The organism is Achromobacter sp. CSND-B12, assembly GCF_052906545.1.
In genome coordinates this window covers 4,290,090-4,308,874 of the sequence record NZ_JBREGJ010000001.1, presented here as the reverse complement: position 1 = coordinate 4,308,874, position 18,785 = coordinate 4,290,090, and the positions used below count along the sequence as shown (strand labels likewise).

At 65.0% G+C, this 18,785-nt stretch carries 20 protein-coding genes; 1 reads left to right on the top strand and 19 read right to left on the bottom strand.

The window, feature by feature from the left end; genetic code table 11:
- Positions 1 to 5: 5 nt before the first annotated feature.
- The 9 genes from ACUTAG_RS20290 to ACUTAG_RS20250 all read right to left on the bottom strand — a co-directional run bounded on the left by ACUTAG_RS20290 (position 6) and on the right by ACUTAG_RS20250 (position 9,506).
- Entirely contained in the window at positions 6 to 755 is a 750-nt protein-coding gene (locus ACUTAG_RS20290; RefSeq protein ID WP_011347563.1) for a TIGR03747 family integrating conjugative element membrane protein, read from the bottom strand.
- The gene (traD, locus tag ACUTAG_RS20285) at positions 752 to 2,944 is read right to left on the bottom strand and encodes a type IV conjugative transfer system coupling protein TraD (RefSeq protein ID WP_046934842.1); all 2,193 of its coding nucleotides are present in this window, start codon (positions 2,942 to 2,944) and stop codon (positions 752 to 754) included. Before traD ends, ACUTAG_RS20290 begins: the two co-directional genes overlap by 4 nt.
- A gap of 4 nt (positions 2,945 to 2,948) precedes the next feature.
- On the bottom strand, positions 2,949 to 3,488 hold the full coding sequence (locus tag ACUTAG_RS20280) for an integrating conjugative element protein (protein WP_011347565.1): 540 nt from the start codon (positions 3,486 to 3,488) through the stop codon (positions 2,949 to 2,951).
- A complete protein-coding gene (locus ACUTAG_RS20275) occupies positions 3,485 to 4,075 on the bottom strand; it encodes a transglycosylase SLT domain-containing protein (RefSeq protein ID WP_011347566.1) in 591 nt (196 codons plus the stop codon). The genes ACUTAG_RS20280 and ACUTAG_RS20275 overlap by 4 nt, the downstream gene beginning before the upstream one ends.
- Complete coding sequence (locus tag ACUTAG_RS20270) at positions 4,057 to 4,782, bottom strand: TIGR03759 family integrating conjugative element protein (protein ID WP_011347567.1); 726 nt, start codon at positions 4,780 to 4,782, stop codon at positions 4,057 to 4,059. Before ACUTAG_RS20270 ends, ACUTAG_RS20275 begins: the two co-directional genes overlap by 19 nt.
- Positions 4,783 to 4,794: 12 nt before the next feature.
- On the bottom strand, positions 4,795 to 5,421 hold the full coding sequence (locus tag ACUTAG_RS20265) for a hypothetical protein (protein ID WP_011804738.1): 627 nt from the start codon (positions 5,419 to 5,421) through the stop codon (positions 4,795 to 4,797).
- Positions 5,418 to 6,017, bottom strand: coding sequence for a PFGI-1 class ICE element type IV pilus protein PilL2 (gene pilL2, locus ACUTAG_RS20260; protein WP_011347569.1), 600 nt, complete (start codon positions 6,015 to 6,017; stop codon positions 5,418 to 5,420). Before pilL2 ends, ACUTAG_RS20265 begins: the two co-directional genes overlap by 4 nt.
- A 188-nt stretch (positions 6,018 to 6,205) precedes the next feature.
- A complete protein-coding gene (locus tag ACUTAG_RS20255; RefSeq protein ID WP_374439704.1) occupies positions 6,206 to 7,324 on the bottom strand; it encodes a hypothetical protein in 1,119 nt (372 codons plus the stop codon).
- Positions 7,311 to 9,506: a c-type cytochrome gene (locus ACUTAG_RS20250; protein WP_011347571.1), complete on the bottom strand. Its 2,196-nt coding sequence runs from the start codon at positions 9,504 to 9,506 to the stop codon at positions 7,311 to 7,313. Before ACUTAG_RS20250 ends, ACUTAG_RS20255 begins: the two co-directional genes overlap by 14 nt.
- Before the next feature lie 218 nt (positions 9,507 to 9,724).
- Here ACUTAG_RS20250 and ACUTAG_RS20245 point away from each other — a divergent pair, with 218 nt between their 5' ends.
- Positions 9,725 to 10,774: an IS30 family transposase gene (locus tag ACUTAG_RS20245; RefSeq protein WP_105839346.1), complete on the top strand. Its 1,050-nt coding sequence runs from the start codon at positions 9,725 to 9,727 to the stop codon at positions 10,772 to 10,774.
- Positions 10,775 to 10,982: 208 nt separating this feature from the next.
- On the opposite strand, the gene ACUTAG_RS20240 is transcribed toward ACUTAG_RS20245, so the two are convergent.
- From ACUTAG_RS20240 to ACUTAG_RS20195, 10 genes are all read right to left on the bottom strand, one after another.
- On the bottom strand, positions 10,983 to 11,669 hold the full coding sequence (locus ACUTAG_RS20240) for a hypothetical protein (protein WP_011347572.1): 687 nt from the start codon (positions 11,667 to 11,669) through the stop codon (positions 10,983 to 10,985).
- A gap of 111 nt (positions 11,670 to 11,780) precedes the next feature.
- A complete protein-coding gene (locus ACUTAG_RS20235; RefSeq protein WP_011347573.1) occupies positions 11,781 to 14,060 on the bottom strand; it encodes a helicase-related protein in 2,280 nt (759 codons plus the stop codon).
- 135 nt (positions 14,061 to 14,195) lie between these two features.
- Entirely contained in the window at positions 14,196 to 14,501 is a 306-nt protein-coding gene (locus tag ACUTAG_RS20230) for a hypothetical protein (RefSeq protein WP_446650286.1), read from the bottom strand.
- A 90-nt stretch (positions 14,502 to 14,591) separates the two neighbouring features.
- Complete coding sequence (locus tag ACUTAG_RS20225; protein ID WP_011347575.1) at positions 14,592 to 14,912, bottom strand: hypothetical protein; 321 nt, start codon at positions 14,910 to 14,912, stop codon at positions 14,592 to 14,594.
- 51 nt (positions 14,913 to 14,963) lie between these two features.
- Positions 14,964 to 16,097, bottom strand: coding sequence for a DUF6094 domain-containing protein (locus ACUTAG_RS20220; RefSeq protein ID WP_275041783.1), 1,134 nt, complete (start codon positions 16,095 to 16,097; stop codon positions 14,964 to 14,966).
- Between the two features lie 40 nt (positions 16,098 to 16,137).
- A complete protein-coding gene (locus ACUTAG_RS20215) occupies positions 16,138 to 16,788 on the bottom strand; it encodes a hypothetical protein (RefSeq protein ID WP_011347577.1) in 651 nt (216 codons plus the stop codon).
- A 76-nt stretch (positions 16,789 to 16,864) separates the two neighbouring features.
- Positions 16,865 to 17,125: a hypothetical protein gene (locus ACUTAG_RS20210; protein WP_011347578.1), complete on the bottom strand. Its 261-nt coding sequence runs from the start codon at positions 17,123 to 17,125 to the stop codon at positions 16,865 to 16,867.
- A gap of 16 nt (positions 17,126 to 17,141) precedes the next feature.
- Positions 17,142 to 17,549 carry a hypothetical protein gene (locus ACUTAG_RS20205; RefSeq protein ID WP_011347579.1) on the bottom strand — a complete coding sequence of 136 codons (408 nt, stop codon included), beginning with the start codon at positions 17,547 to 17,549 and terminating at the stop codon, positions 17,142 to 17,144.
- Positions 17,550 to 17,649: 100 nt separating this feature from the next.
- The gene (locus ACUTAG_RS20200; RefSeq protein WP_011347580.1) at positions 17,650 to 17,973 is read right to left on the bottom strand and encodes a hypothetical protein; all 324 of its coding nucleotides are present in this window, start codon (positions 17,971 to 17,973) and stop codon (positions 17,650 to 17,652) included.
- 94 nt (positions 17,974 to 18,067) lie between these two features.
- Positions 18,068 to 18,757 (bottom strand): DUF3275 family protein, encoded by a 690-nt coding sequence (locus ACUTAG_RS20195; RefSeq protein ID WP_011347581.1) that lies wholly within the window; start codon positions 18,755 to 18,757, stop codon positions 18,068 to 18,070.
- Positions 18,758 to 18,785: the final 28 nt, after the last annotated feature.

Here is an 18,785-nt window from a genome sequence, read left to right as displayed (position 1 = left end):
ATGACCTAGAGGTACTTCTTGAAGCTCCCCGCGGTCAGGGAGACCGCCAGCCCCAGCAAGGCGGCGCTCGGCAGCAGGATCAGCAGCGGATGCACCGAGATCGGCAGCGCGAGGTACGTGACCCACGGCAGCACGGCCAGCGGCATCAGGCTCGCCTTCGCGCGGTGGTAGATGAAGCCGGATTCCCGGCCTGCGCCGAACCGGCGCACGTCCCGGCGCACCAGGCCGTCGATCAGGCCAACGAACGCGGCGGTGAAGATCAGCGGCAGCGTGAGCACCAGGATCAGAAGGCGCACCAGGAACGTGAGCGTCGTGAAAGCAGCGGCGATCAGGTAGCTCTCGGTCCAGACATAAACCTGGCTGATGTAGTAGCGGAAATTGTGCGTCTGTCCCTGGCTGGGAGCGCGGGCGCGTCCGGCGGTCTGGCTCATGCGTTCCAGCAGACCGGAGCGCACGAATACCCATTCGTAGCCGGTGTCCACCAGCTCGTGCGCCGTGCGCCCCGGCTCCTGCACGACCACGCTGCGCGTGAAGTGGCTGGACAGGTGCCCCAGTTCGTACTGCAACATCTCCTGCGAGTGCCGCCAGCCCTGGTCCTTCCAGAACAGGTGCATGCCGACGCACTCCACGACGATCGAGAACAGCAGCGAGCCGATCAGTACCCCGAGCAGCCGGAACGGCAAGGTGATGGTGCCGACGATCAGGCCCTGGCGCTGGTTCTGCTCCCTCTGCGCAGTCGAGGCGGCGTCCTTCATTGCGAGGCCTCGTTGCCGGCGCCATCGTCGCTGACGGTGGCCACCGCGGGAGGTTCGGCCGGAGCGGCGTCATCCAGCAGGTCGTCGGGCAGGCCTGTCTCCTGCAAGGCCGGGGAGCTGGTGAACTCCCACCACTGCGTCGCTTCGCTGTAGCTCTGGCGCATGTACCCGGCCAGTTGCTGCAAGTCTGCCGGCATCACCTCGTCCGGGTCCGGCGCCGGCAGCGGCATGCGCACTTTCCAAAGCTGGCCGCCCTGCAGCAGCGCGAAGCACTGGCCCTTGGGCAGGCCGACGACATGCGACGGCTCGATCATCGGCACGCTGGACATGCTGATGCGGTCCTGGGTGTTCGACGTGAAATCCGTCGCCCCGCGAATGTCCGAGCTGTCGGTCGCGCCGCTCACGATGGTGGTCGTATAGACCTCGACCTTCGGCAACTGCCTCGTTAGGAGTTCGGCCGTCGCGGTCTCCCTGACCCTCAGCATGAACAAATTGTTGAAATTTCCGATCACCTGACCGGCCTTGGCGCGGTTGCCGATGCGGGCCTCGATGTCCGAGAGGGTCTGCGTGTAGGCCGTGACTTGCAGGCCGGCACCGCCGCCTTTGTTGATGAGCGGGATGAACTCGTCGCCCATCAACTCGTTGAACTCGTCGGCATGGACATTGATCGGCACGCGCGCACCGGCCGATGCTCCCGGCAGGCCATCGTCGATCCCGTGCTTGTAGATGTGCCCGGCGACCGACACGAGATCGCTGAACATCGAGTTGCCCACCGCTGCGGCGACCTCGGCGTCGGACAGCGCGTCCAGGCCCACATAGACGATGGCCCTCTTACGGATGATCTGCATCCAGTCGAAGATCGGGCGCGGGTCGGTCAGGTCGGAATAGTTCGGGGCCAGGAGCTGGGCGATCTTGCCGCTTGTCAGCTTCTCCAGCAGCGGAAGCAGCGATGCGACGATCTTGTCGAAGTACGTCTTGTCGTAGCGAACCGCCGAGCGCAGGCCATCCAGCACCGGGTCGTAGTTGCGCGCCTGCGAGAGGTACTGCTCCAGCGCCACCACGCGCTTCTCGCGCCCGATCATGTTGCGCGGGATGTTCTTCTCGTTGAGCTTGGCCTCGATCTGGACGATCACCTCCCAGGCCTTGGGCTCCGTCTTGGCGAAGTAGTGCTGGGCGTACTCGATGAACAGCGCGTCGATGTTGATGACGTGCCGCTGGATCAGCATGTAGTCGGGCCGCTGTCCCAGCTCCACCAGGGCGCGGGCGATGATGTTGACGAATCGCCACGCAAACTCTCGGAAGGCGGCTGAGTTGCCTTCGCCGGAAAGCTGCCCCGCGACGCGGGTGGCCACCTCGCTGATGCGGCCGAAGCGGCCCACGGCGTTGTAGCGCGCGGAAATGTCCGGCCAGCCCAAATGGAAGACGTAGAACTCGCGCTCGCGGCCCGCTCGCTTGGCCTCGACGTACATCCGCTTGAGCAGGTCCGCGTCCCCCTTGGGATCGATGACGATCACGACCTCGTGCTCGTCCGCGGCGTTCTTGCGCCGGATGTCCTGGGTCACGAACAACTCGGCCAGTCGCGTCTTGCCTACGCGCGTAGTGCCCAGCACCAGCGAGTGCCCGACGCGCTCGCCCAGCGGCAGGCTGACGTCCACCTCGTCGGGTTCGATGCCGTGCAGGCGCGGCAGGCCGCCAACAGGCGGCAGCGGCCGCACCGGGTTGAAAGGCACGTCCCAGCCGGTGAGCGCAGGCAGCCGGGACAGCGGGAACGGGGCGAACTCCAGCCGTTCTTCCAGGCGACGCGCCAGCCGGTAGGCCGGTGTCGGCTCGGCGTAGCGGCGGAACTCCGGCCGGTACGTCTGCATGAGCCTATGGGTATGCTTCTGCTCCCACAAGAACCCACGCCCCACGAACAGCCGCTGCTGGCTGACCGGCACGTCCCTGCTGGTCATCACGTAGCGCGGCAGGCGGCGGATGTTGCGCCGGTAGCGCAGGATGACCCGGGCATCGCGGTAGCGGATGGCGCCGTAGGCCCCGAACGCCAGCGCGCTGCCGACGCCCATGGCGGGGCTCAGCGCGAGCGACCAGGGTGCCACCAGGGACAGAAACGCGGCGCCTGCACACGCCGCGACGGTATATAGCTCCACCGCTGGGCGAAGCAGTACCTCAACTGGCTGTTTCCCCGACATGGCTTCATTGCTCGATGCCGGTGGCCGTGATCAGCGCCGGGTAGTGCTGCAGGCCCAGGCGCTCGGCCAGGTCGTCGCCGGACACGGGTGCGAGCGGCACGCCGGGCACCAGGGCGCGCAACCGCGCCAAGGCCTGCACGGTCTCGATGTTGACCACCAGGCCGACCGCGCCGCGCTCGCGCAGCGCAACCGCACGGCGACGCAGCCAGGCCCGGGAAGTTTCGTCGTCGCCGACGACCACGAAAGGCCGCAGACCCGGAGCCTCGATGACCCGCTGCGCGACGGTGCCGGGTGTGAGCTTGGCGCTGCGTACCGGCAGCATCGCGGCCTCGTCTGCCGGCGTGGAGGGAACCTGGGGCATCGGGATCGGCGGCCGGGCCGGCGCTCCGGCGCGCGGCTGGAGGTTCAGGGCTTCGTAGTACGGCAGCGCCGCCGCGCCGCCCCGGTCTTCGACCACGATCAGCGGCTCGCCGGCACGCGAGGCCAGCGGCAGGCCCGCCAGCAGTACGAGCAGACCCCGAAAGGCCAGATGGGATGTCGTCATGGGGATGTCTCCTGGCGCGCGGCGAGGGCCGCGGCGGCTGGGCGCGCGCCCTGCACACGGGCAAGGTGGCGGGACACGCTACGGCGATAGCGGGCAGCGGGTTCACCGCCCGCGGGGCGGTGGTAGCGGCCGATCGCCAGCAACCAGTCCTCGCCGGGGGCGTGCTGTTCCTTCAGGATCTCGGCAGCGGTGGCGAGGTTGCGGTACGGGTCGAGCAAGTCGCACGCATTGGCGTAGCGCCGCTGGTGATAGCCGAGGTTGATCTGGCCCAGGCCCGCGTCGATGCGCGTGTGCGGCGTGGAGCGCATCGCCTGCTGGAGACCTGCGCAGGCATCGGCGCGCGTGGCAAAGCGGCGCGACTGGCCGGCGACGTTGAGGGACCACGGCCACGGGACGGTGCGACCGTTGCGGCGGATGCCGCTCTCCTGCAAGGCCACGGCGTAGAGCACCGTCGAAGGGATGCCTGCTCGCTGGGCGGCAAGCTGGTAGGCCGGTGGCGGAACCTCCTGGGCCTGGGCTACGCAGGCGCACAAGCCAGCGACGAGCATCAGTGCGCGCAGGGGGACGGCTACGGCTGGCGCTGCCATTGGCCGTTCACCTCGCGCACGACCGCGGGCAAGTCGCCGGGCAGGCCCAGCGACAGCCAGCGGCCGCCGTCATGGTTCAGCGTGATGGTGCCGCCGCGCACGCGCGCAGGATCGACGTTCGCGCGCTTGGCCCAATCGCGGATGCGCCCGTCGTCCTGGCGGCTACCCACCATGTACAGGTCGAACTCGGTGCCCGCCGATTGCAGACGCTGCACGAGCTGGTCGCAGGCCGCGCAACCGTCCTTCACGAACACCGCCGTGCGACCCGAGCCGCGCGTGGCTCCGGCCGCTGGCTTGTCGTCAGGCAGGTTTACCCGTTGCATGCCGGGGTTCAAGCGCTGCCAGGCCTCGTCGTAGGCACGCTGATAGGCGAGCAGCTTCTCCACGCGGCGCGCTTCGACTTGCACTTGCAGTTCGGCATAGCGCCGCCGTTCTTCATCGGTGCGGGCCTCGATGCCCAGGGCCGACAGCGGGTCCAGATTGGGCGAGTAGATGCCCAAGGGCCCGTCCATCAGTTCGCGGTAGCGCGCCCATTCCTGTGGTTGCAGCCCCCAGTCGCTTGCCACCCGGTCGTCCAGGGCGCGGGTGGCCAGCGGGCGCTCCTGGCTCTGCGCATTGCGGGCGGGAGCGGAGGTGGGCTGCTGGGCCCAGGCGGGCCACTGGGCCGAGGCCAGCAGGAACGCGGAGAGGATGATCGACGGCTTCATGGTGTGCTCCGATCAGGGAATCGCCACGCGGCGGATTTGGGCGCCGGCCTGGAACACCGCGGTGCTGCCCTCGACGGTCTGCAAGCGCCACGGGCCGACCGCATCGCCGGGCAGCAGCACCTGGAGCTGGTCGGGCGTGAAGTCCCCGCCGCTCGGCGCGACGGACACGCTGCGCTGGCCGGCGCGCAGTTCGGCACTGACGATGCGGAACGGGAACGGCGGTGGTTCGGATTTGGCGGCGGGCTTGCTCGGTGCGCGAGCCGCGCGCGCAGCGGTCTGGCGCGTCTTGATCTGCTCGACCTCGGCGCGCAGTGCCTGAAGATCGTCGGCAGCGGCGTAGCCGCTGAGCGATTTCTCGACCTGGGCCGCGCGTGCTTCCAGGATTTGGCGGGTGTCTTTGAGGTCTGCCGCCGTGGCGACGGCCGGACGCTGCTGGATGGCCTCGACGGCCTCGGCCAGGCCTGTTGCCTGCGCTTCCAAGCGTTGCAGGCGGGAATCGAGGCGATCTTGGTCGGCCTGGTCGTTCATGGCCTGGTAGCCCAGGGCCACCAGAACACTGAGGCCGATCAGCCAGAGCCACATCAGGCTCTGCACCACCACGGCGGCCGTTGAACGGTGGGCGGGCTGCGGGGCGTTCATGGCTGACCTTCCGATGCCTCGGGCACCAGCGGGAACGTCTGCACCGCCTCGGTGGCGGGCGGCGCGGGTACGTTGTCGGCGGTCATGCTGTCGCCGGGCCGCTCGAAGCAGATTTGCCGCGCGCGGTCATCCGCGTGCAGTTCCCAGGCCGGACCAGCCAGGGTGAGCAGCGCATCGCGCAGGGTCATGGGGCCGAGGTGCAGGTGCGCCGCCGGCAGCGGCAGGGTGTACAGCTCGATCACCGCGTGCGCCGTCCGGCACAAGCCGTAACCGCTGCGCTTGAGCACATGCCGTAGCCCGTCGCCGACCGTGGCGCGTGCATCCTCGGGCATCGACACGTCGATGGTCTGCAACAGCAGGTCGCGCTGCGCTGCTGTTGGTGCCAGTTCCACGAGGGTGTAGCGGTCGTAGCGCACGACGGGGATGTACTCGGGCGCCTCGGGTACGGGCGCGGCCGAGACTTCCTCGATGGTGTCGGGCGCGACCGGCGCGCTCGCCGTCGCGCAGCCGCCAGCCAGCACCGACCAAAGCAGGCCGAGAAAACCCGCCAGCAGGCGGCGTTCGGGATGGTGAAACCAGGGGGGAGAGGGGCACATGGCTCGGCGTCCTGAAACATCGAGCCCTCACCATCGCCGCTCAAGCGGTGCGCGGCAGCAAACAATACGATCTGCGGATTATCCGATTATCGGCATGCCGTTAGTGACGGCCGGGTCGCTCCCCTAGGACAGAAGCCATGTCGGGTGGATCAGAAGCCCTGCGCCAGCGGTGGGTCATGATCGTCTGTTCAGAATGCGAGTTGCGTCCACAAGCCTGCCTCGTGACTCTCTATCCGCACGTTCGCCATCTCCTGCAGCACGCGCTTGCCTACTGCTGCCAGACGCAGGTGACGATTGGGTTTCCACTCCACACCGATCACGTGGTAACGCTCCTGCATGCGTGGGTCGATGTCCAGGCTCATGCGAGTCATGTCGTGGCGGGTGAACAGCGCATACCGAGGGGTGATCTGGTGGCTCGCCCATGCCGACCATCCACGCTGGTCATCGTCACCGGGCTTGGTGACCCGGGTCCAATTGTCGGCGTGGAAATACTGCCCGCCGATGCGTCCACGTTCGCCGACCCAACTGGCCATGGCATTCCAGCGCCGCGCGGTGTGCTCGCGCGGTTTGTGACCGGCATCCTGGGCGCGGGTGCCGCGGTAACCGCCCACTGCCAGCTCTAGGCGTTTGCCTGGCGTCCAGCCGAGCCTCATCTCAACATCGGCCCGCTTGCCCAGGCGAGGTCGCTGGAAGCCCGCGCCGGTCACGATCGATGCGGCATAGGTGAAATCCCCACGCACATACTGGACGTGCGCTCCGTAGTCTGCCGGTGCGCCCATCTTGGTACGTGCGATCAGGCCGGCATCGATGTAGCGGTAGCCTTCACGCATTGACTCCTGTTGAATCCATGCCGTCGGCGCATTACCCAGACGCAGCCAGCGGCCCTTGCCGAAGCTGCGCTGCAGGTAGGCATGGCGCAGCCACACGTCGCTCGGATCGTCGTTGCGCAGCCACTGCACGTCGGTCGTTACCTGCGCTGACCAATTCTGGTTGAAGCGATGGTCAAGGGTAATAAAAGTGCGCTTCAGATCCAGCGCCGGGTCTTCGTCGGCGCTGGTCACGTCGCCTCGGTCGAGCTGGCTGGCGTTGATGAATATTTGCGCCGACACGTCGGTGGCAGGTGCCACATTCACTGCCAGCGCCGGTGCGCAGGACAACATCAGTACCACCGGCAGTGTTTTCCAAGGAATGAGCCGGACTGATTCTCCCCTGGTCTCGGTTGCTGCGCGTGGCATGCCTTCGACTGCATGCGACCCATAGGGTGCGTGCAGCCCCATATGTCTATCAACACCCTTAATAGCGCGCATCAGCGGGCTTCTTATCGTTGGGCCAGTCCTTACCCTTGGGCGCAAAATCCGGGCGATCCATGTGGGTGAAATATTCGGCCACGTCCACGGCCTCTTGGTCAGTGAGCCCTCCTTGGCCGAGTGGGAAATGGGTGCCAAATGCGATGGGCATGTTCCGCTTGACGAAGGCCGCCGCTGTGTAGGTGCGGGCCATGCCGGCGCCGATGTTGAAGGACTCGCCGCCCCACAGCGGTGGATAGACCATCTCGCCCTTGGCGTTCCTGACACCTTCCCCGTTCGCGCCGTGGCACAGCGCGCACTGGGCGGCATAGATGCGCTTGCCGTTCTCGGTGTTGGGGATGAGCGTTTGATCGACCTTGCCCACGCCGCGGCCTTCCACCTTGTCTTCGGGCTTGGTTTCTCGCTTCATCCAGTCGAAGTAGGCGACCATCGCCTTCATCTCGTCGCTGGTGATGGGCAATGGCTTGCCGTGCATCGAGCGCTGGAAGCATCCGTTGATGCGCTCTTCCAGCGTGATGACGCGACCTGCGCGCGAGGCGTAGCTGGGGAAGAACGCGGAGACCCCGACATAGGGCGAGCCGTCGGCCACCGTGCCGGCATTCAGGTGGCAACTGGCGCAGTTGAGCTTGTTGCCCACATTGCTCGGCAGCATGCGCGCCGTGTCGATGTTCAGGCGTGCCCCCAACACCAGTTGCTCCGCGTTCTTTTCCTTGAGCATCTCTGCCAGGCGCGGTGTCTCGAACGGACGGTGATTGTCGGCGGTGGCGTCAAGGTGCTTGCGGGCGCGGCTTACTTCGCTGGCTCTGATTTCATGAGCGTCGGCCCGTCCCCAGGCGCGGCGTGTGAAGTTCAGGATTTCGGCGATCTCCTGGTCGCTCAACTGCGCGAACGAAGGCATCGTCAGTGGCCGTGCATGACTTTGCGTGACCGGCGCCTGCCAGCCCGTCAGCATGATGTGGATCAGCGTGGCCGGGTCCTGCGATTGCAGGGTGTTGTTGCCGGCCAGCGACGGGAACGCATTGGGTACACCATCGCCGTTGGAGCGGTGGCAGTCGGCACAGAATTGCAGGTAGCCAAGGCCACCGCGCGTAGTGAAGATGTCACCGGGCACTTCGCCGGGTTTGGCCATGCCACCAGTCCGGTACGGTGGGATGCCAGACTCCGGGCCCTGGGCGAGCTGCATGGGTAGGTCGTCCTCGCCGGGCGGCAACGATTTCAGAAAGATGCCGATGGCCATCAGGTCGTCGTCGGTCATGTACTGGGTGCTGTGCTGCACCACATCCACCATGTTGCCGGAGACGGTGCCGTGCTTGTTGCGTCCGGTCTTGAGCATCTCGGCGGTTTCCTCCGGGGTCCAGAGGTTGCGCAGGCTCAGAGCACGCCAGCCTTCGACGGTTTCACCGGCCAGGAACAGGTGGCCGGCGGAGCCCTCGCTGGTCATGGTCTTCTCCTGGAAGCCAACGCCGCGAGGCGTGTGACAGGCACCGCAATGGCCTAGCCCCTGCACGAGGTACGCCCCTCGGTTCCACACCTCGTTCTTGTCCTGCACAGGCTGGAAGGGTTCGTCTTCCAGGAACACCGCGTTCCAAAGCGCCAGCCCCCAGCGCTGGTTGAACGGAAAGCCCATATCCGAAGGCCGATTCGCTTGTTCGACGGGCGTGACGCCGTGCATCAAGTAGGCATAAAGCGCCTTCATGTCGTCCGGCGTCATCTTCGCGTAGGACGGGTACGGCATGGCCGGATACAGGTTGTGACCATCGGCCGCCACCCCAAGGCGCATGACGCGGTCAAACTGCTCCAGGCTGTAACCGCCGATGCCCGTGGCCTTGTCCGGCGTGATATTGGTGGAATAGAGCTTGCCGAAAGGCGTTTCCAGCGCAAGGCCACCTGCCATGGGCTTGGAAGGCTCAGACGTATGGCAGGCAACGCAATCGCCCAAGCGCGCGACGTAGCGGCCCTGTTCAACCAGCTGGTGCTGCTGCGGGGTCAACTCGGTCGCGCCGCTGACCGGGAGACCATCATCATTCACTGCGACACGGGAAGTGCGCGTGTTGAACACGGCCACCGCCAGCCATATCAAAAATACCGCTCCCACCAATGCGACCGAAAGCATCAATAGGCGGCGCTTCCTGCCGGAAGGATGTGTGGATTCGAGAAGGTGCCTCTTGGCCATTGCGAGCATCCATTGACGTCCAATGACTGAAGTATGGGTGCTGGCCGAATTTGTTTGATTGATCTAAATCAATCGGTAAGTTTATGATTTATATTGAAAAATAAATCCCTGATAGATTATTTCATATGTCGATTAGTTGAAAATTAAGACTCGTTCTTTATCGGGCGGAGTCAATAATCAAGTGCAACACCCCTGATCTGCCTTGTACCCGACCCTGCCGCCGACCCATGGGAACCCGCTACCAGCACTTGAGCGCCGAAGAGCGCGCCACCATCATGATCATGCTGCAGCAGGGCTGCTCGGCTCGCAGCATTGCCCGCACGCTGCAACGCTCGCCGTCGACGATCACGCGCGAGATCCGGCGAGCGCTGGACTGGCCGCAGCGCGCGGCCTTCGTGCCGGCAGGCAGCAGCACTTATGACGCGCGGGCAGCCGGGGCGCGTGCCCATGTGATGCGGCTCAAGCGCCGACGCAGCCGCAAGCTCTCCGAAGACGGTGTGCTCTTCGGCGTGGTGCACCACTTCCTGCTGGAGGGCTGGTCGCCGTCTCAGATTGCCGGCACACTCAAGCGCATGTGGCCCGACGATCCGGATCGCCGCGTCTCGCACGAGACCATCTACAACTGCATCTACGCGATGCCGCGCGGTGAGCTGCGCAAGGAACTCATCGCCTGTCTGAGGCGTGCGCAAGCCAAGCGCATGCCGCGCTCGCGAGGCCAGGACCGGCGTGGCCAGCTGCCCGAGGCGGTCAGCATCCACCTGCGTCCGCCCGAGGCCAACGAGCGGGCTTTCCCGGGGCACTGGGAAGGCGATCTGCTCAAGGGGGCGGCCAACCGCTCGGCCGTTGGGGTGTTGGTCGAGCGCAGCTCGCGTCTGGTGATGCTGGCCAAGCTCAAGGATGCCACGGCAGCCTCGGCCCTGGAGGGCTTCACCGCCAAGCTGCGCAGCATTGCTGAGCCGATGCGCAAGACCCTGACCTACGACCGCGGCAAGGAAATGGCGCGCCACCCGGAGCTGACTGAGGCCACCGGCATCCGGGTCTACTTCTGCGACCCGCGCAGTCCGTGGCAGCGGGGCAGTTGCGAGAACATCAACGGTCTGCTGCGCCAGTACCTGCCCAAGGGCACGGACCTGTCGGTCTACAGCCAGGAAGAGCTCGATGCGATCGCCGACCGGCTCAACAACCGCCCGCGCGCCATCCACGGCTTCTACCCTCCGATCGCCGTCTACCAGGCCATGCTGGAAAAGCTCACCCAAGCCAGCCACTCCCTTCAGTGATTCCGCTGTTGCACTTGGTGCTTGACACCGCCTCGTTTTAATGGCTCGGTGGAAATAAAGGCGGCGACTGGTTGTTTTCTTTTCCGATGCGTCGATGGGTGATTGAAATATCTTCTGGTTTGCTGCGGGACGTAACTCCTGGTCTGCGTCCGCGTGTCAAAAAAACAGGCCCCGAAGGGCCTGTGAAAACGCACATCGAACTTGCCGATCAAATCTGAGCCGGCTTCAGGCCGGGATCGACCTGCGCCAGTTGGGCGTGCGACCAGCAGCGCACGAGCTGCCCGTTCTCGCCGAGGGGCCGATTCGCCACGGCCGCCGAATGCTCGTCGGTGTCGCTGGTGTCGTAGCAGACAACCTTGATCTCGCCGCTGTCGCAGCGAATGGAGTGGATCTGGCCGTCGGTCATATCGACTACGACGACCTGCGGGACAAGGCCCAGTTCGCGCGCTGCCGACACGATGGCTTCCTGTTCGGCCATATCAAAGCAAACGAACGGTCCTTCATACCCGGATTCCTCGGCCAGTGCTTCGGCCTTGTCGTAGTGGACACCTAGGTCGTATTCCTCCTGGGTGGCGCTGACGATGAATACCGGCATGTCGGGCATGCCCGAAGCGTTGACGCAGGCGACCATGACTGGCGTGCCGAAGTCACTACGATGCGTGACCGCGGTCGATACGGTGGCCGCAGCCTCGTCGCCGTCATCCAAGCCCATGCGCTCCCGCATTTCGGAGACGAACGTCTCGGGAGGCATAAGACCGTAGCGCGCCAAGCGTGCCGGGACATCTTCTGCGCACAGGTTTCCGTCTTCGATGCGCTGTCGCAGGAAATCAGCGATCTCGGCTTCCAGTTTCAGGCGGGCGCTGACGGTTTCGGAAGATTGGGTGTTGGTGCTCATGGAAATCTCCTTGGGATAAAGAGCGCAGCCACGTACACGGAGACCGTGAACGTGGCTGCTAGGTGGGAACAACGGAAAGCCGGCGGCGCTAGGCCGGCGTTGGCGTGGGGATCAGGCGGCGACCAGTTGCCGGGCCAATGCGACCTCGACGGAATCACCGTCCTGGTTGAGCACATCCAGGCCCGATTCGGGTACGTCGCCCGAGGTGGACTGCGAGACCATGATCTTCTTGGCCATCAGCTCCAGGCAGGTCATCTGCGAGGAACCGGCGTAGCCGAGGTAGATCACGCGCACCGGCTGTTTCTGTCCGATGCGCCAGGAGCGGCGTGCCGCCTGCTGGAGCGAGTACACGTTGTAGCCCGACTGCATGAAAACGATCGTCGGGAAGTCCAACAGGTCCAAGCCCGTCTTGACCAGCTCGGGGTTGGTGATGAGCACGTCGATGCCACGGTCCAGTTGCTCGGCGATCCAGTCCTCGCGGCGGCTGGCGTCCACGCTTGCGCGCAGCACCGCCACCCGAAAACCTTCTTGTTCCAGCAGCACCTTCAAGCGCGATGTGGTGTCGCGCGTGCCGGTATAGACCGTGTACGCCAAGACCTTGCGGCCCTGCGCCTTCTCTTCCTTGCAGATGTCGATCAGCTCGCGCTCTTTCGGCGTCACCTCGAACTCGTTGAACTGAGCCGGGACGAACGCCAAGGTGTTGCGCGTGCGCGGATGCACCACGGTTTCCGACCGGAAGCAACAGTCCGGCCAGGCAAGCAGCACGTTGAGCACCACGCCCAGCAGCGTCGTATCGCGTCGCGCCAGAGCCTGTTTCAGCTCCGCGGTCAGCCGACCCGCCAGGTCGCGGTAGGCCGCGGCTTGCGCCGTGTCCATTGCGACTTCACGGAACTCCTCGTCATACGGCGGCAGGACGTTGCCACCGATGTCCTTGAGCTTGAGGAAAATCGTGAACGGCAGGATGCACCGCAAGACCCCTTTCGGCCCGAAGCCGGGAGCCTTGACCGTGCGCACCGATACCTTGGTGCCCTTGGCCGTCTTGTGCGCCGTGCCGGCGCTCTCGGAGTAGATGTCCTTCAGGACGCCGTGATCGCGCATGAACGCCATCGCGGCCGAAGTCATGCTCCCACTCGTGCTCGGGCGGTAGCCGTCTTCGATCATCCGTCCAGGCAGTGCCCGGAACAGCAGGTGGAACAGGTCGTCGCCGTAGCCGCCCATCAACGTGCCGGTCAGCAGCAAGGTCTTGCGAGCCTTCGCCGCCAGCACGCCCATGGCCTGGCCTTGGGCGCTGCCACCGTTCTTGTACTCGTGCGCCTCGTCGGCGATGAGCAGGTCGAACGTGCCCTGTGGCAGGTAGCGCTTGATGAACTCGGACGGCTGGTAGCCGCCTTCGCCGAAGCCGAACTCCATGTTGGCCATCGCTCTTTCCATGCGATGCGCCTGGCGGTCAGAGAAGACCAGTTCGCCGTTGCCATCCATCAAGTTGATGAACTCGTGGATGTTGTCGCCCAGCATCGACGCCAGGAACCCGTCGCCGAACTTCTGCATCAGCTTCTGCGCGGTGACTTCCCCGATCGTCGGGATGCGCTTCAAGGCTTTCAGCACGGCCGAGGACTGGTCGCTGCCGGACAGGCTGCGCGGGCGGATCAGCGTCCACAGGGGCGCGGCGCAATGGCTGCACTTCCTGCGGTATTCCTCGGCTTGGAGCGCGACCGGATTGACCGGCTCGCCATCGAGGTCGGTGATGACCGTGCCGCAGTCCGGGCACGCAGCCACGTGGCCGTGGCGGGTACGCCGCTGGGTGAAGACGGGCTTCCAGTGGAACCCCATCCGCATCCGCACGCGCCCCAGGATGAAGAACTCCTGGCCCGTGGGGTGTACACCCAACTGCTCGCGCAGCTTGATGAGTTTGACCAGCGTATCCGGTCCGTTGAGCACCCAGACCTTGGCACCTGCTACGGTTTCCTGGATCTCACGCCGCCACTTGTAAACAAGGTGCGGTGGCGAGAGAACTAGGGTGCGGCGGTAGCCTTCGGCGTTGAGCACCGCGGCCGTGGCGATGCCGACGGTCGTCTTGCCGCAGCCCATCTCGCCGTTGACGATCGCAGCGCGTTCGCCACGGTCGATCAGCAATTCGGCAGCGGCGTGGACAACTTCGGCCTGGGCCGGGAACAGCTTGCGCTTGAGGCCGGCGACGATGAGTTGCCGGCGCGTCTGTGGCTGGCCGTTATAGACCGGCGGGTTTGCGCTGTTGAGGGCGTCGAGCAGTTCGTCGCCGAATTCGCCGACGAAATCCTGAAGGCTCAGGGTCAGAGGGGAAGATTCCGCATCGAGCAGTTCGCCCTGTACGGGCGTGGCTTCAGCGGCGGTGGTTTCGAGATCGAGGGACATGGTGATGCTCCAAAGAAAAATGGGGCATGCACCACCCCCAGCGGGGCAATGGCATGCCCCGCAGTGGGAAGGAAATCGGCACTTGGCCGAGGTGGTCGAAGTTGCCGGCCGTGGCGGCCTGCTGGTGAATCGTGCTCAGTCTTCGGACGACAGCACGATGGCGGTGACGTTACGGCCTCCATCTGTGATGATGCGGATGGCGAGCCCTGGGTGGATCTCGTAGTGCGATTCCAGCGGCGCACCCGATTGAAGTGCAGTGGTATTGGCTTGCCATTGCTGAACGCTGACATCACCCCAGTCGCCACGAGCGTGCCGTCTGAAGTACGGAATCGGGTCCAGATAACCCGCTTGCATGAGGCGATTAACGCTTCTACTGAATATGAGAGCACCGATTGTGAACGCCAGCCTTTGGCTATAGGTTTCGATGCGATGTGATGCCATGGCTTCCTCCTTGATGAGTCATTGAGCCACGACACTCCTGACGGAGTGAAGTAGCTCCGTCAGATGGATGAAGTTGACGAGGCAGCTCCTTCAGAGCATGTCGCGTTCTTCGGGAAGCTGGATCACCGTGGTCTGGTGGTCCTCGCTGGTCTTGACGATCAACACCAGTTCGGGCGTGATCCTGAAGTGGGAGATCATCAGATCGTCCCCACGGATTGCGACGTCGTTGGCTTGGCGGGTGGCCTCGTCGGTCTCGCCCCAGTCACCGCGCACATGGCGCTGGACATAGGCCAAGGGATCGATCAGGCCTTTGCGGGCCAGCCAATGCACCTTCTCGCTCAACTGCAACGTACCTGGTGCGAACAACGGTTGTTTCTGCGGCGCGGGCCGCTTGAACAGGCTTGAGAACATGGGTGTTTCTCCTTCGATGTGGTACAGCAGGACGGCAGGGCGTCCGGTGGATTAACGGATGGTCAGGACCTCGCCCCGTGTAGCGGAGTCGGGTGTCATGTCCCACGCGCGGATGACAGGCACGAACTTGTCGGTGAGGATGCGGGTCTCGGCGACGGAACCGTCTTCGCGTTCGGTGAATTCGCGTTGAAGCGTCTTGTCCTTGTGGGTGTCACCTTTGACGACGAGTACGCGCCCGGTCTTGGAGCGCACAACCCCCGAGATCGCGCCTGCGGCCAGGGCCAGGGCGAGATGCCAGTGGGACAAGGCACGCGCCGGTGGACGCAGCGACTGCTGCGCGGCCCCCAGGTGCGTGTCCTGCGATGGCCAGAGACCTTGCAGCCGGCCGACTTCATCGGCGAACTGCTCCGGCTCCATCGTCACGCGGAAGAAGTGCTCCGGTTCGGCCGGACTGGCGGGGACGATGTACGGCAGGAACGGCCATTCGCTCGGCAGTTCCTCGGCTTCGACTTCGCCAAGCCCAACCTGCAGCAGCAGATTGCGCACGGCCTTGAGACCATCGGGTGCCAGCTCGCGCTGACGCACCCTGCGGCCGAAGATCACCACCTGCTTGAACTGCGTCTCCACCGCTCGGTAGATCCGCAGGTCCGTGTAGTGGCGTGTCAGCCAGCCGACCAGCTCCGCATCGAGCACGTAGCCGGGGACGATGAAGACCAGCACGCCGCCATACTGCAGCAGCGACAGGCTGCGCTGGTAGAACAGTTTCTCGAAGCGGGGACGGCCCTGGCCTTGATAGCCGATGTTGCCGTTGACGTCCTTGGACAGATCGCCATACGGCGGGTTGAGCCAGAGCAGCCCGAAGGACTGCTTGGAGATCATTGTGTCCATCAGGTCCGCGTGCAGGCAGTGATCGACCAGGCCGCGGGCATGGCGCGCCCGTTCCGCGTCGAACTCGACGGCGAACGCCTTGGCCTGCTCGCGCCCGAGGGCATGAGCGGCTTCGGCGATCGCCACGCCTTCGCCGGCGCAGGGATCGAGGATGCACATCGGGCCATCGCTGGGCATCAGTGCGTTGAGGGCTCTTTCGAGCGTGGGTTCGTCGGTCGGGTAATACCCGTTCTTGGCGAAATTGCGGGCGAGCCGCGGGAACATGAGGGCCATGGAAGTCTCCTGGTTGGCGGGGATGAAGTGCGAGAGCACGCCTTGGCGTGCTCTCGCGGGTGGGTCAAGCCGCTACCGCTTCCGGCGTCCAAATCTTGGCCGGATAGGGATAGGCGGTGAGCACGTCACTGTGGATCAGGGAGCCCAGCGCCAGGGTCAGCGCCGGCACGTCGATGGCGAGCCGATGGCCTTCCAGCGGCCCGAGGGCGAACGGAAGACGGGCCAGCATCTCGCGGGTCTGTAGCAGCTCCAGCACGGTTTCGCGCCAGTGGTCGAGCAGCGGCAGTGGGCAGGTGTCCCGTACCAGCATCCACAGGCGGTCAAGCCGGTGGGCGCTGCCCTTGGGCAGCAATGCCAGTGCGCTGGCGTTGGCCTTGTCGGGCTTGACGCAGCGGCGGTCGAACAGCCACACGTTGGACAGCGAACCGAACAGCGTTCGCCGGTAGGCGCGGGTCATGCGCTTTTCCAGGCGATCGACGTTGCTGACGAACACCGGGACGCTGCCGCCCTGGTCGGTGATGACGTGGAACTGGTCCAGGCCCTGTTCGTCGCGCCCGAGGGTCAGACGAGCGAGGAACTGCTGGACGGCGGTGTCGCGCGCCCAGATCGACAGGAAGATCAGATTGCCCTGGTCATCGCCGACGCAAGCGTCGGCCATCACGTCGGAGCATTCGTCGATGCGATACAGCGTGGTGGAAGAAGTGTGTGCGGGCATGGTGGTGTCCTCGGATCAACGGGAACAGCACCGCCCGCTGGGGCAAGTACTGCCCCAGGGGGTGGAAGAAAGCCGCTCAGTCCGGCTCGAACTGCCGGGTGTGCGGGTTGAAGTGCAGCGCCTCATCTACCGAAGTGATTGGCGTGAAGCCCTCCAGGTAGATGTTGTTGAGGTACTGGTCGCGGTAGGTCAGTGCCTGCCGTGCCTGTTCCTCAGTGAGGCCGTTACTGATGAAGTACTCCAGCATTTCCTCGTCGGACGAAACTTCGTCGTTGGACAGACTCCCTTCAACGAGCTTCAACAGCGAGGGCGGAAGCGCAGCCAGGATCGGGTCCATGTCGGTTCCTCCTGGCTCAGGCCATCAGCGCTGCGGTGGGTGCCGCAGGTGCCGTGGGTGTGCGCCGCCGCGCGTGGTAGGCGCGAACGCCTGCGCGCCAGTCGGCGGACTGCTCCGGTGCGAGATCCAGATAGGACAGCGGGCACGAGTAGTAGTACGGGTGCATGGACTCGTCCAGCGGCTTGTAGCCCCACTGGCCGCCGTTGCGTTCGAGCAGATCGCAACGGATGTAGCGCAGGGATTGACCCGGCTCCAGATGACGATGCACGCCTTCGACTTTGGCCGTCACTTCCGCGACGGACCACAGGACGTTGCCGCGCAGAGCGTGGGCGATGACCTTGACGCTGGCGCGCTCGGTCTCTTGCGGTGCGATCAGTTCCGCGATCAGTTCAGACCGCGATTGGGGGGAGAAATACCAGCCCATGAAAGGCCTCCTGAAGAATCGAGCCGGAGGCCTCCCCGTGGGGGAGAGCCCCCAGCGGGTGATGGAGTGCCGCGCGTGCGGCGATGGAGTCCGGTGCGGACTAGGAACCGCAACCGGCTGGGCAGTAGCCCAGTTCGATGCCATGGGAGCAGTAGCCGTTTGCAGCGTTCCACTCCTGCGTTTCCTGCCGTTCGGCAGGCGTTGCGTAGTCCCATTCCTGGGTCGCGATTTCCAGGGCCTGAGCCCGCTGGTTTTCCGGCAACCGACTGGCTTGCGCGTCGATCTCCGAACTGAAAAGCGTGACCCAGTGATCCCAGGACAGGCCGCAACCACGCTGGGCGTGCTCGGCGGCCGTCTTGCAGACAGCGCGCCACGCGGGTTCGTCCAGCGTGGAATGAGGTGCATCGCAAGCGATGGTGGACATGATGGAGACCTCCAGAAGAAAGCCGGAGCCTCCCCCGCATGGGGAAGGAACCCCGGCGGGTGGATGAAGAACACCGCGGATGCGGCGTCTGCGATCACGCAGGTTGCAGTTCGGCCTGGCGGCTCCACTCCTGCGTCTTGAAGTCCAGCGCGTAGCCCAGTTCACCCAGGCGGGCGATCTGCGCGCGCAGGGTGCGACGGTCGATGGTCGAATCCAGTTTCACGGACTCACCCAGCGGCCAGAGCAGCCCGAACAGTGCGGCGTCGCCATCTTCGGTGCTGCCGGGGGCAGCCGCCGCAGCGGGCGTCGGCGCATCCACGCCGAAAGGCGTGGTATCGACCATCGGGTCCGCGGACGCCTGCACGGATGCGGGCTTGGCGGGTCTGGATGCCTTGGTGGACTTGGCCGGCGTTGCCGCAGGCTGCGCCCCCAGTTCTTCATCGAGCGGATCGATGTCCTGGGTGGAAAAGCTGCGAATATCGTCGCGGCTCAGTTTGTCAACGCCGAAGAGCGTCATGCCATCCAGGTTGCAACGAATCTCGAACTTGATGCCGCCCCGCATGGGGATCGGGTTCGGAAAGATGTAGCGGATCACGAACTCCCCGTCGTACTTGCCTTCGGGGTATTGCTCCAGCTCCGCGTCCTTCACCGCGAAGTTTCCGATAGGAGTGACGAGGTAGCCGACGCAGAACGGACCATTGCGGCCGTGGATTGTGCGAATCGAAAGCTGGCCTGATACGACGATGGGCAGTGCCGATCTTGTGGATGCCGATGTGGCTGCCATGATGGTTCTCCTTGGGGAATAGGAAAAA

Bases quoted from the DNA above. Each gene is read 5' to 3' on its own strand.
- ACUTAG_RS20240 (WP_011347572.1), bottom strand. From the start codon at position 11,669: ATGAGCACCAACACCCAATCTTCCGAAACCGTCAGCGCCCGCCTGAAA.
- ACUTAG_RS20235 (WP_011347573.1), bottom strand. From the start codon at position 14,060: ATGTCCCTCGATCTCGAAACCACCGCCGCTGAAGCCACGCCCGTACAG.
- ACUTAG_RS20200 (WP_011347580.1), bottom strand. From the start codon at position 17,973: ATGTCCACCATCGCTTGCGATGCACCTCATTCCACGCTGGACGAACCC.
- ACUTAG_RS20255 (WP_374439704.1), bottom strand. From the start codon at position 7,324: ATGCGCGCTATTAAGGGTGTTGATAGACATATGGGGCTGCACGCACCC.
- ACUTAG_RS20225 (WP_011347575.1), bottom strand. From the start codon at position 14,912: ATGTTCTCAAGCCTGTTCAAGCGGCCCGCGCCGCAGAAACAACCGTTG.
- ACUTAG_RS20250 (WP_011347571.1), bottom strand. From the start codon at position 9,506: ATGCTCGCAATGGCCAAGAGGCACCTTCTCGAATCCACACATCCTTCC.
- ACUTAG_RS20210 (WP_011347578.1), bottom strand. From the start codon at position 17,125: ATGGACCCGATCCTGGCTGCGCTTCCGCCCTCGCTGTTGAAGCTCGTT.
- ACUTAG_RS20195 (WP_011347581.1), bottom strand. From the start codon at position 18,757: ATGGCAGCCACATCGGCATCCACAAGATCGGCACTGCCCATCGTCGTA.
- ACUTAG_RS20230 (WP_446650286.1), bottom strand. From the start codon at position 14,501: ATGGCATCACATCGCATCGAAACCTATAGCCAAAGGCTGGCGTTCACA.
- ACUTAG_RS20275 (WP_011347566.1), bottom strand. From the start codon at position 4,075: ATGGCAGCGCCAGCCGTAGCCGTCCCCCTGCGCGCACTGATGCTCGTC.
- ACUTAG_RS20215 (WP_011347577.1), bottom strand. From the start codon at position 16,788: ATGCCCGCACACACTTCTTCCACCACGCTGTATCGCATCGACGAATGC.
- traD (WP_046934842.1), bottom strand. From the start codon at position 2,944: ATGTCGGGGAAACAGCCAGTTGAGGTACTGCTTCGCCCAGCGGTGGAG.
- ACUTAG_RS20290 (WP_011347563.1), bottom strand. From the start codon at position 755: ATGAAGGACGCCGCCTCGACTGCGCAGAGGGAGCAGAACCAGCGCCAG.
- ACUTAG_RS20270 (WP_011347567.1), bottom strand. From the start codon at position 4,782: ATGAAGCCGTCGATCATCCTCTCCGCGTTCCTGCTGGCCTCGGCCCAG.
- pilL2 (WP_011347569.1), bottom strand. From the start codon at position 6,017: ATGTGCCCCTCTCCCCCCTGGTTTCACCATCCCGAACGCCGCCTGCTG.
- ACUTAG_RS20205 (WP_011347579.1), bottom strand. From the start codon at position 17,549: ATGGGCTGGTATTTCTCCCCCCAATCGCGGTCTGAACTGATCGCGGAA.
- ACUTAG_RS20245 (WP_105839346.1), top strand. From the start codon at position 9,725: ATGGGAACCCGCTACCAGCACTTGAGCGCCGAAGAGCGCGCCACCATC.
- ACUTAG_RS20280 (WP_011347565.1), bottom strand. From the start codon at position 3,488: ATGACGACATCCCATCTGGCCTTTCGGGGTCTGCTCGTACTGCTGGCG.
- ACUTAG_RS20265 (WP_011804738.1), bottom strand. From the start codon at position 5,421: ATGAACGCCCCGCAGCCCGCCCACCGTTCAACGGCCGCCGTGGTGGTG.